Raw genomic sequence first — 13,197 nt, forward strand, 5'->3', positions numbered from 1 at the left:
AAACATTACTTATCCAATCAGGAAAACCGGTTGGAGTTTTTAGAACACATCCGTATGCACCAAGAGTACTTTTAGCTAACTCACTTTTAGTTCCAGCATGGGCTAATTGGGAGAAGTTCTGGGAACTTGAAGAAAAGGGTCTTATAATGTTCGGTCAGATGACAGCTGGTAGTTGGATTTATATTGGTACTCAGGGGATTCTTCAAGGAACTTATCAGACTCTATCAGAGGTTGCAAAGAAATATTTTGATGGAAGTTTAAAAGGGAAATTTGTTTTAACAGCAGGAATGGGAGGAATGAGTGGTGCTCAACCACTTGCTATAACAATGAATGAGGGAGTTTGTCTTGATGTTGAGGTAGATAAAGAAAGGATAGAGAGAAGACTTAATACAGGTTATTGTGAGATTATGACGGAGAATTTTGATGAAGCATTAAAATTGGTAGAAGACGCGGTTAAAAAGAAAACCCCCCGCTCGATTGGACTTGTAGCAAATGCAGCAGATACTTACCCAGAATTGGTTAAAAGAGGAATAATACCGGATGTAGTTACTGACCAAACATCAGCCCATGATATGTTAAATGGATATATCCCAGCAGGTATAGGTTTTAAAGAAGCTTTAGAGCTCAGGAAAAATAATCCTGAAGAATATAAAAATATGGCTTATGAGTCTGTCTCAAAACATGTGCAAGCTATGCTTGAAATGCAAAAGCGGGGTGCAATTGTTTTTGACTACGGAAACAATATAAGAGGACAAGCAAAATTGGCTGGATTAGAGGATGCTTTTAATTTTCCAGGTTTTGTAAATGCATATATTAGACCTCTATTTTGCGAAGGGAAGGGACCATTTAGATGGGTGGCATTATCAGGTGATACAGAGGATATTTATAAAACAGACAAGGCTATTTTAGAGACATTCCCTGAGGATGAAACTTTAGTTAGATGGATAAAGATGGCTCAAAAACATATTAAATTTCAAGGTCTTCCATCAAGAATCTGCTGGCTTGGATATGGAGAGAGAGCAAAGATGGGAAGAATTTTTAATGATCTAGTTGCAAGTGGTGAAATTAAAGCCCCAATTGTTATTGGAAGAGATCATTTAGATTCAGGTTCTGTTGCATCGCCAAATAGAGAGACAGAAGGGATGAAAGATGGAAGTGATGCGATTGCAGATTGGCCAATACTAAATGCTCTTCTCAATGCAGTTAGTGGAGCATCATGGGTTGCTGTTCATCATGGTGGGGGAGTAGGAATTGGATACTCAATACATGCAGGTCAGGTCATTGTTGCAGATGGAACTAAAGATGCTGAAAAAAGACTTCAAAGAGTACTCAATAATGACCCAGGAATAGGGGTGGCAAGACACGCTGACGCAGGTTATGAGTTAGCAATAAAAACATCCAAAGAAAAAGGCATAAAAATTCCTATGCTGAAATAAATTCTAATTATATTTTTCTTGGAGTATTTCATTAACAAAATCAGTATTTATTTCACCACTTATAAATTTAGGATTTGATAGAATTTTTTGATAAAATGGAATTGTAGTAGGTATTCCTTCTATAATGAATTCTTTCAAAGCTCTTTTTGAACGATTAATTGCTTCTTCTCTGTCTTTTCCCCATACAATTAGTTTTGCAACTAAACTGTCATAATGAGGTAAAACTCTATATCCCTGATATAAACAACTATCTACCCTTATACCTGGTCCTCCAGGTGGGAGGTAGAAAGAAATAAGTCCAGGACTTGGCATAAAATTATTGTCTGGATCTTCTGAATTTATTCTAAATTCAATAGCATGTCCATTGGGTTTTATATCTTCCTGTTTTATGGAAATATCTTCTCCACTTGCTATTAGAATCTGTTGTTTAATTAAATCCATACCAATCACCACCTCAGTAACTGCATGTTCCACTTGAATTCTTGGATTAATCTCCATAAAATAAAAGTTCCCTTTTTTGTCCATTAGAAATTCAATTGTTCCTAAATTCTCATATTTAATTGCCTTAGCTACCCTTATTGATAATTCTATTAATTGTTTTCTTTTTCTTCTATCAATTGCAGGTGACGGAGATTCCTCAATCAGTTTTTGATGTCTTCTCTGAATTGTACAATCTCTTTCTCCAAAAAAAATGATATGACCCTTTTTATCAACAATAAGTTGAGCTTCAATATGACGCGGTTTTTCTACATATTTTTCCAAAAATATTGTGTCATCATCAAAATAAGATTTGGCTTCAGTCTTTGCAATTTGGAGTGATGAAATCAGCTCCCTTTTATTTCTGACAATTTTCATTCCTTTTCCACCACCTCCAGCTGAAGCTTTAATGATTATTGGGTATCTTATCCATCTTGCTTTTCTTAATGCTTCTCTTAAATTTTTAACTGGACGCTTTGTACCTCGAATTACAGGTACTCTTGCTTTTTTTATGATTTCTTTTAATTCAACCTTGTTCCCAGCTTTTCTTAGAATAGATGGCTTTGGACCTATAAAGATTAAATCATTTTCAATACATGCCTGTGCAAAATCAGCATTTTCAGATAAGAAGCCATATCCGGGATGTATGGCATCACAATCAGCCATATCAGCTGCTCCTATTATGTTTTTTATATTAAGATAACTCTCACTACTTGGAGCAGGTCCAATACATATGCTTCTATCTGCTTCTCTAACATGGATGGACTCTGAATCAACACTTGAATAGACAGCAATAGCTTCAATATTTAATTCATGACAAGCTCTAATTATTCTAAGAGCTATTTCACCTCTATTTGCAATCAATATCTTTTTAAACATTTTTATTAACTTTTATATTTTCTGGATTTTAAAAAGGTCTTGGTCGTATTCAACATATTGACCATCTTCAATAAAAGTTTCCTTAATTATTCCATCAACATCCGATTCGATCTTATTCATCATTTTCATCGCCTCGATAATACACAAAGTTTGTCCTTTCTCAATTCTTTGTCCCTTAATTACAAATGGTGGTTCATTTGGAGAAGATGCTTGGAAAAAGGTACCAACAACTGGGGATTTTATTAAATGTATCTCTTCTTCTACTTCTTTTTCTATCTTCCTAGCTTTTTCTTTCGGTCTTAAAGTTTCTGGTGGGATTTCTTCCTTTTGTGTTTTTCTTATTGATATTCTCATACCATCTTCCTCAATAGTTATTTCTTCTAAGTCTACCTGCTCTATTATTTTTATTAGATCTTTTACCTTCTTTGAATCTATACCAACTGGGACTTTCTTGATTTCTTCTTCTTTAAATAATTTTTTAGGTCGTTTTTCTCTATATGAAAGAAGGTTTAAGGTTTGTGATGGAAATATGCAATAATTTATTATATCCTCCTCGCTTTTTGCAAGACCTGCAAGAGCTTCCTTGCCCTTCTCATAAGAACTTTTCAAGATATCTATTTGTTCAGATTTAATACGATCAAATTTAAGCGATTTTTTCTCTTTCTCAAGTCTTATTAGAATATTCGGTATGACTTCACCAGGAATTTTACCATAATCTCCAATAAGATAATTTTTCATTTCATCAGGAATTATTTCCCATCTTTCATCAGTAATGACATTTATTATAGCTTGTGTTCCAACTATTTCACCTATTGGAGTAATAAGTGGGGGATAACCAATCTCTTCTCTTACACTTTGAATTTCTTCGAGAACATTAAATAGATTCTCCATCTCTCCTTTATCTTTAAGCTGAGATATAAGGTCTGATATTATATGATCAGGGATGTTTAACTGCACACTTTTATTATGAATAACTGATGTAGTTCCTTTCTTAAAGTCTCTTAATTTTCTGATTCCTTCTATCTCTTTTGATATCTCTTCAATTAATTCCAGATTTAGTGATGGTTGTCTATCCGTGTCTTTAAGTGCAAAGTATATACTTTCAATAGAGGGCTGGGAGTTTCCAAAAGAGACTGGTGTAAATGCAGCATCAATTATATCAACATTTGCCTCTATTGCTTTTAAATAATTTAATAATCCAATTCCATTAATGAAATGGCAGTGTAGATTAATGGGTACTACAATCTCCTGTTTTAAAGCAGAAATAATTTTGTAGGTTTTATCAGGTGTAAGGAAATAATTTTCGTCCATTATACATATTGAGTCTGCACCCATCTCTACTAACTCTTTTGAAATTTTTATAGAGTCCATCATTTTATGAACAGGGCTTTCAGTATATACCAATGTTCCTTGAACCAGACATCCACAACTTTTTGCAACCTTAACTATTAATTTTAAATTCTTAATGTCATTCAAGGCATCATAAACTCTAAATATAGCTATACCATTTTTAGCTGAAAGTTCTATAAATTTTTTAATTAATTCATCATCATAATTTTTATAACCAACAAGACTTCTTCCTCGAATAAGTGCACTGATTGGAGTCTCTTTAAAGTGGCTTTTTAATATTTTTAATCTATCCCATGGATCTTCTTTTAAATTTTGAAGTAAAGATTCAAAAATTTCTGCTCCCCAACAATCAATGCTATAAAACCCAGCCCTATCCATTTTTTCTAAGATTGGAAGCACATCTTCTAATCTTAACCTACCATTCCAAAGAGATTGATTAGCATCTCCTAAAGTTGTATCTGTTATTCTTACTTGATTCTTAACCATTTTATTTTTTTATTCTTATATATTCTATATTAGATGATGTAAAAGCTTTTATTTGATTATCTATTCTTACCAAAAGTGATCCACTATCATCTATATCAAAAGCATATCCAGATAATTTCTTATCTTCTACTTTTATCTCAACATTAGAACCAATTGGAATAATTATTTTTCTTATCTTATTTAATATATACTCAAATTCTGAAGAAACAATTATTTTACTGTAGTAATTCTCAAATTTTTGTAAAAAATGTGCTAAGAATTTTTCCCTGTTAACCTCATTTCCCAACTCTATTTTACAGGATGTTGCTTTTATATCTAAACCCTCAATGTCTTCTTTATCAAGATTTAAATTTACACCAATTCCTATTACTAATTTTTTTATTTTATTTTTTAATATCTCTGATTCACATAGAATTCCAGCAACCTTCAAGTTATCAATTAAAATATCATTTGGCCATTTTATCTTTGCATCCAAATTTAATGATTCTTTAATTGTTTCAGCAACAGCAAGACCACTTAAAAGAGTTATTATAGATATTATTAATGGACTAATTTTTGGTTTTAAAATTATTGAAAACCAAAGACCACCATATGGTGATAACCATGGTTTTTCACCTCTACCTCTACCTAAAGTTTGGACTTCTGCTAATACAACAGTTCCATTTAAAGGCTTTTCTTCAGCTATTCTCAGAGCTTCATCATTTGTAGAATCTACATTGTTAAAATATATAAATTCTTTACCTAAATATTTTGTTTTTAAAATCTCTTTAAAACTATGAATATCAAAATCTTTCAAATTCTTTAATGATAATTAATATTTTTTATTCTTCAAATTTTTTTAATACGATAGCTGCATTTTGTCCACCAAAGCCAAATGAATTAGATACTACAACATCTATATTTCTTTTTCTTGCAATATTGGGTGTATAGTCTAAATCGCATTCTGGATCCGGATTATTAAGGTTTATTGTAGGTGGAATAATATTATCTCTTATAGCCAATGAACTTATTATAATTTCCTGTGCCCCTGTTGCAGCAAATGAATGTCCAAGCATAGATTTAGTTGAGCTTATTCCAACCCTATAAGCGTAATCTTTAAATACCAGTTTTATGGCATTTGTTTCCATTGGATCATTTTTTCTAGTTGCTGTTCCATGAGCATTTATGTAATCAACTTCATCTGGTAAGATTTTCGCCATTTTTAAAGCAATTTTAACCGCTTTAGCTGCCCCTATGCCTTCAGGATCTGGTGAAGTGATATGAAGTGCATCTGAACTGTTTCCAAATCCTATAATCTCACTATATATTTTTGCACCTCGATTAATAGCTCTTTCATAATTCTCGAGAACCAATATACCCGCACCTTCACTTACAACAAAACCATCTCTATCTTTATCAAAAGGACGGCTTGCTCCCTTTGGATCATCATTTCGGGATGAAAAAGCTCCAGATGCTACAAATCCTGCAATTCCAAATTCATTTATCACAGATTCTGCACCCCCAGCAATTATTACATCCGCTTCTCTATTAGCGATCATTAAAGCTGCCATTCCAACAGCTTGTGTTCCAGTAGAGCATGCAGTTACAGGTGTAACATTTGGACCTCTAAATTTAAAATTCCTTGCTACATGAAATGATGCCATATTAATTAAGCTACTTGAAGAAAAGAAGGGGCTAATCCAATGAGGACCCTTTTTATACATTGCTTTAAATGCATCTTCTGTTGAATCGATTCCACCAACAGCACTTCCAACAACTACTCCAACATCATCTCTCTCTATATCACTTAGATTTTTCTCTAAAAAAGCATCCTCAATTGCTAATTTTGCTGCTGCCAAACCCATCTGGGCAAATCTGGCAGTTCTTCTGACATCTTTTTTTTCCATAAAGTCATTTGGATCAAAATCTTTTACCTCACCAGCAATTTTAACTTTAAGGTTTTTGGTATCAAAAGATGTTATATAATCTATTGCAGAAATTCCATTAATTAGATTATTCCAGATTTGTTTTAAATCCATTCCATAAGGAGTTATAGCCGCCATTCCTGTTATTACTACTCTTCTCTTCATTTAAATTCTATCATTCCTTCCTAAATACATAATAAATGAACTATTTAAAAGATATGTTCATAAACACATGTTCTTGTACATTAAGAAGTAAATAAAAATAATTACTACTATAAATAATAATTCAAAAAATCTAATAAAAAGAATTTGATGTAATACAAAAGTAGGGCAAGGCTTTAGCCTTGCTTAATAATTTAATCCCAAAGGGTTGCTCTGTTTTACCTAATTTTATTATGATTTAAATTTGAAACTTTATGACGAATAGATATTTTATAAAGTTTCAAAAAAGAAATTAACAATCATTAAAAATCTTATTAGCTTTTTTCGTTGCAACAACAGAGAAGACAATGGCGTCTAAATTCCTAAATTTAGTATATTTTCTATTAATTTACATCGGTTTCAGATAAAAATCTTAGTCTGAAATTTTTTAATATAAGTAAAAATAAATTGTGTAAATATAGTCAATGTAATTCCTTTTTATTAAGGAGGGAAAAATTTTAGAAAAAGCTGATATAGAGAACATAATACCTCATAGAAAACCATTTCTCTTGATTGATAAAGTAATAGAAATCATACCTGGGAAAAGAATCATTGCTATAAAAAAAGTAAGAGAAGATGAATATTATTTTAAAGGGCATTTCCCGAGAAACCCAATAATGCCGGGGGTATTGATAGTTGAATCAATGGCACAAGCTGGAGCTGTGGGTGTTATGTCTCTCCCGGAAAATAAAAATAAGATTGCATTATTGGGAGGAATTGACAAGGTGAGATTTAAAAAAATAGTTAGACCAGGCGATGAATTAAGATTAGATGTGGAGATAATAGCTTTAAAGGCTAATTTTGGTAAGGGAAAAGGTAAGGCATTTGTAAATAATGAACTTGCATGTAGTGGAGAAATTATATTCTTTTTATCTGAAAAAGAAAAAGTATAAGTTTGTAAAATAGTTTTTCAAGATAATTATGAAAGAAAAAGTTGCTTTTATTTTTCCAGGGCAGGGTTCCCAAAAAGTTGGTATGGGAAAGGATTTTTATCAAAATTTTCCTGAAATTAGAAAATATTTTGATATTGTTAATGAGATAATAGGTCTTGATATAAAAGATATATGTTTTAATGGACCATTGGAAATTCTTTCCCATACCAATATCACACAACCTGCAATATTACTGATTAGTTATATAACTGCTCAATTGATAATGAATGAGGGTATTTATCCTGAGGTTGTTTGTGGTCATAGCTTGGGAGAATATAGCGCATTAACTATCGCTGGAGCCTTTTCTTTTTCTGATGCTATAAAAATAGTTAAAAAAAGAGGTCAATTTATGTGGGAAGCAAATCAAAAATCTTCAGGTGCAATGGCAGCTATTATCGGACTTTCTCCTGAAGAAGTTGAAAGGATTTGTAAGAAATTTAGTGGGAGATTTTATCCTGCAAATTTTAACTCACCAAAGCAAGTAGTAATTAGTGGACATAAGGATGATTTAGAAAAAGTTACAGAGTTATTTTATAATAAGGGTGCTAAAAAAGTTATTCCACTTTCTGTGACAGTCGCTTCTCATACACCACTAATTTCTGATGTTGGAAAGAAAATGAAGGATGAGTTAGGAAATATTAATATAGGTGATTTAGAAATTCCCTTTTTATCAGCAGTTAATGTTGAATATATAAAAAAAGAGAAAGTAAAAGAAATTTTGACAAAACAGATAACTTCTCCTGTTTTATGGTTAGATTGTGTTAAAAAAATGATAAAAGATGGAGTAAATTACTTTATAGAAGTTGGACCAAAAAATATACTTTCAAGATTAATATATAGAATAAATCCTGAAGTGAAAACATTAAATGTGGAGGATATAAAAACTTTGGGAAGAACCATAGAAGAACTGAAATAATATTTTATATTATTAAAAAATTTAGGAGAATTTTATGGAAAAATTTATAGATTTAACAAATAAGGTAGCCTTAGTTACTGGAGCATCAAGAGGAATAGGTAGGGAAATTGCATTAACCTTAGCAAAAGCTGGTTCGAATGTAGTAGTAAATTATAGTAAAAGTGAAAAACAAGCCAAAGAGTTGGTTGACAAGTTAAATTCTCTTGGCAGTAAAGCAATAGCAATAAGAGCTGATGTGCATGCTGAGGATCAAGTTATAGAAATGGTAAACAAAATAGTCTTGAAGTTTAAAACTATAGATATTTTGGTAAATAATGCAGGAATTACCAAGGATTCATTAATTGCAAGAATGAGTATTAGTGATTGGGAAGATGTGTTAAATGTGTGCCTTAAGGGAGCATTTCTATGCAGCAAATATGTTAGCAGAATAATGATTAGAAAAAGAAGTGGTGCTATTGTAAATATCTCTTCTGTTGCAGGAGTTAGAGGAAATCCTGGTCAGGTAAATTATTCATCTGCAAAAGCAGGTTTAATTGGACTTACTAAATCTCTTGCCAGGGAATTGGCTCCAAGGGGTGTAAGAGTAAATGCTATTGCTCCAGGATATATAAAAACTGAATTGACCGATAGACTTTCTGAAACAGTCAGAGAAAAAATCTTAAAAGCTACACCACTTGGTTATTTAGGGGAAACAAAAGATGTAGCTAACTCTGTTCTATTTTTAGTATCAGATTTAGCCAGATACATAACTGGTCATGTTTTATTAGTTGATGGGGGGATGGGAATATGAAAAATATAGACTATGAAATAGATAACAAGAGAAGGGTTGTAATAACAGGAATTGGAATTATATCTTCGGTAGGAATAGGTAAAGATAATTTCTGGAAATCACTGATAAGTGGGAAATCTGGAGTTGGTAAAATAACACATTTTGATCCCAGTAATTTTACCACTCAGATTGCTGCAGAAGTAAATGATTTTAATCCAGAAAATTGGTTAAATAAAAAGCAGATTCGTAGAATGGATAGATTCACTCAGTTTGCAGTTTCAGCAGCAAAAATGGCTTGTGATGATGCAAATTTAGTGATTGATAAAGATAAGGATAATTTTGATATTGGGGCGTCAATAGCAAGTGGCATAGGTGGAGCTGAAACGTGGGAGCAACAACATAAAAGATTAATTGAAATGGGTCCAGATAGAGTAAGTCCATTTTTTATTCCTATGCTAATTATTAATATGGCATCATCTCAAATATCATTACATTTTAAAATTAGGGGACCTATTATTTCAGCAACAACAGCCTGCTCTGCCTCAGCTAATTCCATAGGAGATGCATTTGAGGTAATCAGAAGAAAAAAAGCAAAAATTATGTTAGCAGGAGGTTCAGAGGCTGCAATTACTCCAATGGCAGTTGCAGGTTTCTGTAATATGCGTGCTCTCTCTACAAGAAATGATGAACCTAAAAAAGCATGTAGACCTTTTGACATAGATAGAGATGGATTTGTGATGGGGGAGGGTGCGGGTGTTTTAATACTGGAGGATTTAGAGCACGCTGTTGAAAGGAAAGCAAATATATATGCTGAAGTAATTGGATATGGAATGACTGGAGATGCATATCATATTACTGCTATGGATATGAGTGGTAAAAGTGTTGCAAAGGCAATAGAATTTTCACTACTGGATGCTGGAATAAATATTAATGAAGTTGATTATATAAATGCTCATGGTACATCAACAAAAATGAATGATGTAGCAGAAACTAAAGCAATAAAATTAGCATTGAAGGAAAACAGCAAAAAGGTTATGGTAAGCTCTACTAAATCCATGACAGGTCATTGCCTTGGAGCAGCGGGTGCAGTTGAGATAGCGGCTTGTGCATTAGCTATAAAAAATAAAATAGTTCCTCCTACTATTAATCTTGATAATCCAGACCCAGAATGTGATTTAGATTATGTTCCACATTTTGCCAGGAAACATGATGTAAAAGTTGCACTTTCCAACTCTATGGGATTTGGTGGACATAATGTTGCCATGACATTAAAAAAAATATAGTAATAGTAATTTAATATAAAGTATTTATATAAAATTGGTGTTAGATGATGAAGGATAAGAAATCTAAGGTAACAGTTAAAATTTCATATATAGATAGACTAAAAAAAATGGATAAGTTAAAGAGTAGGGAAGAAGAAATAACTTGTACATCTTGTAAAGTTTCAATAAGTAAAGAAGCTTTGAAAAAAAACTATAATGTTTGTCCTGAGTGTGAATACCATTATCCAGTAGATGCAATAACCAGGGTAAATCAAGTTGCAGACAATAAATCTTTCTCGGAAATATACCCCGAAATTACTTCAAGTGATCCATTAAAATTCTTTGATTTGAAATCTTATGAGGAAAGATTATTTAAATCAAAAATAAAGACCGGATTAAATGAAGCAATAATAACTGGAAAAGCAAAAATAGATGGATTTGATATTATTTTAGCAGTCATGGATTTTAGATTTATGGGCGGGAGTATGGGAAGCGCTGTTGGTGAAAAAATAAAAAGAAGCATAGATTTGGCAATTAAAGAAAAAATTCCTCTTATAATTTTTTGTGCTTCAGGGGGAGCACGTATGCAGGAAGGAATACTTTCATTAATGCAAGTAGCTAAAACAGTATGTGCAGTACAAAAATTACAGGAAAAGAGGATTCCATATATCTCAGTTTTAACAAACCCTACAACTGGTGGAGTTTCAGCTAGTTTTGCGCCATTAGCAGATGTAATAATAGCTGAACCTGGAGCTTTAATCTGTTTTGCTGGACCCAGAGTTATTAAACAAACTATAGGAAAAGATTTACCAGAGGATTTTGGTCTTGCAGAAACTAATTTAAAAAATGGTCAAGTTGATATGGTTGTATCCCGTACTAAACTAAAAGAAAAATTAGCCTTATTATTAAAAATATTTGATAAAACAAAAAATAGTTATTTTAAAAAGAAGTATTGAACGATTTGGGTATAGTTTCTTGACAATTTGTCCTCTCCCCTGGTGGGAGAGGGAAAGGGAGAGGGGGAAGATTTAAAATGTCTGCGAAACTATACAACAAATCTACTAATGGAAATTAGATAATAAAATATCAGATTCTAATTTAAAAAAGGTTACTAAATGAATATAGAGGATTTAAAAAAAGTTCCAAAGCCATATAAAAAAGAAGCAGCGTCACAATTTTCTAAATTGGCAAAAATAAAAAAAATACCATTACTACGTGGAGTTCACTTAAGTGATATCATCAAAAAGATTTCAAGTAAAATTGCCCTATTTACACGAAAGGGTAGAAGTCAAAAGAGGGCATGGCAAATAGTAGAAACTGCCAGATATGAAGGTCGTCCACAAACAAAAGACTATATTGAAAAGATATGTGATGAATTTATAGAGCTAAAAGGAGATAGATTATTTAGAGAGGACCCATCAATAGTTGGAGGGTTAGGATTAATTGAGGGGAAGTCAGTAGTTATTATTGGTCATCAAAAGGGAAAAACTACAGAAGAAAGACTGCATTATAATTTTGGTATGGCAAGTCCAGAAGGATACAGAAAATCACAGAGATTGATGAAAATGGCTGAAAAATTCATGATGCCAATAATAACATTTATTGATACCCCAGGTGCATATCCAGATGTTGGAGCAGAAGAAAGAGGGCAAGCAAGTGCTATAGCTCACAACGTACTTTTAATGAGTGGGCTTAAAATTCCAATTATAGCAATTGTAATAGGTGAGGGTGGAAGTGGAGGAGCATTAGCACTTGGGCTTGCTGATTATGTAATGATGCTTCAAAAATCAATATATTCAGTAATATCTCCTGAAGGATGTGCTGCTATTTTATGGCAGGATTCTAATAGCAGCCGCCTTGCAGCAGCTGCTTTAAAATTAACCTCAAAGGATTTAAAAAAGCTAAATATTATTGATGAGATTATTCCTGAACCAAGAGGGGGTGCACATAAAAATTTAGATAAAGTTGCAAAATTAATAAAAAAATCGATTTTAAAAACTTTAGACAAACTTGAGCAATTAGACCCAAATGAACTTAAATTAAGAAGAACTAAAAAATACCAGGAAATGGGAATCTACAAAGAATAAAGGAATCTACAAAGAATAAAGGAATCTACAAAGAATAAAGGAATCTACAAAGAATAAACTAAGTCTTTGGATTTTAAACCACTTGATTCTTTCATTTTTCTCTTAAGATTCCCCTCCCTTTATGGGAGGGGGTAGGGGGAGGGTAAAATGTCTTCGAAAGTATAATACAACACTATTAATAAAATTAAACATCAATTTATTTTATACTTAAATTTTGAGAAAATAATAACAATGGTATATGATTTTTTATTGTAATCATATGCCATTTCTTTTTTAAGGAGGAGTTATGAGTAAATTAGTTGAATGTGTTCCTAATGTAAGCGAAGGTAGAAGAAAAAATATAATTGAAGCTTTAAGAGACGAGATAATAAGTGTGAAAGGAATTAAACTTCTTGATTATTCCTCAGATATTGACCATAATAGGTCAGTTTTTACATTTGTTGGTTCTCCTGAAAAAGTATTAGAAGTAGCTTATAAATTAACTGCTAAATCATTGGA

Annotated in this window: 12 protein-coding genes; 8 read left to right on the top strand and 4 right to left on the bottom strand. The window is 32.1% G+C overall.

The genetic code is table 11. The features are described from left to right. The coding region (gene hutU / locus KKC53_04770) for a urocanate hydratase (protein ID MBU2598475.1) at positions 1-1,436 on the top strand (1,436 nt) is incomplete at its 5' end. A gap of 3 nt (positions 1,437-1,439) precedes the next feature. Here the strand turns inward: hutU and accC are convergent. The 4 genes from accC to fabF (KKC53_04790) are packed head-to-tail and all read right to left on the bottom strand — an operon-like array spanning position 1,440 to position 6,697. Continuing rightward, positions 1,440-2,792, bottom strand: a complete 1,353-nt coding sequence (accC, locus tag KKC53_04775) for an acetyl-CoA carboxylase biotin carboxylase subunit (GenBank protein ID MBU2598476.1) — start codon at positions 2,790-2,792, stop codon at positions 1,440-1,442. 12 nt (positions 2,793-2,804) lie between these two features. Then, a complete protein-coding gene (accB, locus tag KKC53_04780; GenBank protein MBU2598477.1) occupies positions 2,805-4,628 on the bottom strand; it encodes an acetyl-CoA carboxylase biotin carboxyl carrier protein in 1,824 nt (607 codons plus the stop codon). A gap of 1 nt (position 4,629) precedes the next feature. Next, positions 4,630-5,424, bottom strand: a complete 795-nt coding sequence (locus KKC53_04785) for a biotin--[acetyl-CoA-carboxylase] ligase (GenBank protein ID MBU2598478.1) — start codon at positions 5,422-5,424, stop codon at positions 4,630-4,632. A gap of 25 nt (positions 5,425-5,449) precedes the next feature. Continuing rightward, entirely contained in the window at positions 5,450-6,697 is a 1,248-nt protein-coding gene (gene fabF, locus KKC53_04790) for a beta-ketoacyl-ACP synthase II (GenBank protein ID MBU2598479.1), read from the bottom strand. 491 nt (positions 6,698-7,188) lie between these two features. Between fabF (KKC53_04790) and fabZ the strand changes: the two genes are divergently transcribed. The 7 genes from fabZ to KKC53_04825 all read left to right on the top strand — a co-directional run. Further along, positions 7,189-7,626 (top strand): 3-hydroxyacyl-ACP dehydratase FabZ, encoded by a 438-nt coding sequence (gene fabZ / locus KKC53_04795; protein MBU2598480.1) that lies wholly within the window; start codon positions 7,189-7,191, stop codon positions 7,624-7,626. 28 nt (positions 7,627-7,654) lie between these two features. Further along, positions 7,655-8,581 (top strand): ACP S-malonyltransferase, encoded by a 927-nt coding sequence (fabD, locus tag KKC53_04800; protein MBU2598481.1) that lies wholly within the window; start codon positions 7,655-7,657, stop codon positions 8,579-8,581. Positions 8,582-8,615: 34 nt separating this feature from the next. After that, entirely contained in the window at positions 8,616-9,371 is a 756-nt protein-coding gene (fabG, locus tag KKC53_04805; protein MBU2598482.1) for a 3-oxoacyl-[acyl-carrier-protein] reductase, read from the top strand. Continuing rightward, positions 9,368-10,633 carry a beta-ketoacyl-ACP synthase II gene (gene fabF / locus KKC53_04810; protein MBU2598483.1) on the top strand — a complete coding sequence of 422 codons (1,266 nt, stop codon included), beginning with the start codon at positions 9,368-9,370 and terminating at the stop codon, positions 10,631-10,633. Before fabG ends, fabF (KKC53_04810) begins: the two co-directional genes overlap by 4 nt. Before the next feature lie 47 nt (positions 10,634-10,680). Beyond that, positions 10,681-11,568, top strand: coding sequence for an acetyl-CoA carboxylase, carboxyltransferase subunit beta (accD, locus tag KKC53_04815; protein MBU2598484.1), 888 nt, complete (start codon positions 10,681-10,683; stop codon positions 11,566-11,568). A 159-nt stretch (positions 11,569-11,727) separates the two neighbouring features. Continuing rightward, positions 11,728-12,699 (top strand): acetyl-CoA carboxylase carboxyltransferase subunit alpha, encoded by a 972-nt coding sequence (locus tag KKC53_04820; protein ID MBU2598485.1) that lies wholly within the window; start codon positions 11,728-11,730, stop codon positions 12,697-12,699. A 286-nt stretch (positions 12,700-12,985) separates the two neighbouring features. Further along, positions 12,986-13,197, top strand: a 212-nt coding sequence (locus tag KKC53_04825) for a glutamate formiminotransferase (GenBank protein ID MBU2598486.1), incomplete at its 3' end; no start/stop codon positions are given.

Source organism: Actinomycetota bacterium, assembly GCA_018830725.1.
In the GTDB taxonomy this organism is placed as follows: domain Bacteria; phylum Actinomycetota; class Humimicrobiia; order JAHJRV01; family JAHJRV01; genus JAHJRV01.

Excerpts from the sequence above, each read along its gene's own strand:
- fabG (MBU2598482.1), top strand. The coding sequence starts at position 8,616 with ATGGAAAAATTTATAGATTTAACAAATAAGGTAGCCTTAGTTACTGGA.
- accB (MBU2598477.1), bottom strand. The coding sequence starts at position 4,628 with ATGGTTAAGAATCAAGTAAGAATAACAGATACAACTTTAGGAGATGCT.
- fabD (MBU2598481.1), top strand. The coding sequence starts at position 7,655 with ATGAAAGAAAAAGTTGCTTTTATTTTTCCAGGGCAGGGTTCCCAAAAA.
- KKC53_04820 (MBU2598485.1), top strand. The coding sequence starts at position 11,728 with ATGAATATAGAGGATTTAAAAAAAGTTCCAAAGCCATATAAAAAAGAA.
- accD (MBU2598484.1), top strand. The coding sequence starts at position 10,681 with ATGAAGGATAAGAAATCTAAGGTAACAGTTAAAATTTCATATATAGAT.
- accC (MBU2598476.1), bottom strand. The coding sequence starts at position 2,792 with ATGTTTAAAAAGATATTGATTGCAAATAGAGGTGAAATAGCTCTTAGA.
- fabF (MBU2598479.1), bottom strand. The coding sequence starts at position 6,697 with ATGAAGAGAAGAGTAGTAATAACAGGAATGGCGGCTATAACTCCTTAT.
- fabF (MBU2598483.1), top strand. The coding sequence starts at position 9,368 with ATGAAAAATATAGACTATGAAATAGATAACAAGAGAAGGGTTGTAATA.